1 protein-coding gene is annotated in these 225 nt (G+C 65.8%); it reads right to left on the bottom strand.

Features of this window, described 5'->3' with window-relative positions:
- On the bottom strand, window positions 1-225 hold a 225-nt coding region (locus tag RT97_RS30390), incomplete at both ends, for an ATP-binding cassette domain-containing protein (protein WP_042582590.1).

The following is a 225-nucleotide window of genomic DNA, read 5'->3' as shown; positions in this document are numbered from 1 at the left end:
GCGATGCGCTGTCTTTGTCCGCCCGAGAACTCGTGCGGGTACTTGTCCATGTCCGTCGTGCGAAGGCCCACCGCTGCGAGCGATTCGGCGGCGCGCTCGCGCTGCTCCTTGCGCGAGACTTCGGCCAAGGCTTCGAGCGGCTCGGCGACGATGCGTGCGACGGTCTGGCGTGGGTCGAGCGAACCGTAGGGATCTTGAAAGACCATCTGGAAATCGCGTCGCGCA

Source organism: Variovorax paradoxus (assembly GCF_000834655.1).
Classification (GTDB): Bacteria; Pseudomonadota; Gammaproteobacteria; order Burkholderiales; family Burkholderiaceae_C; genus Variovorax; species Variovorax paradoxus_F.
The sequence above is the reverse complement of the archived record's forward strand: the minus strand, read 5'-3'. Positions and strand labels throughout refer to the sequence as shown.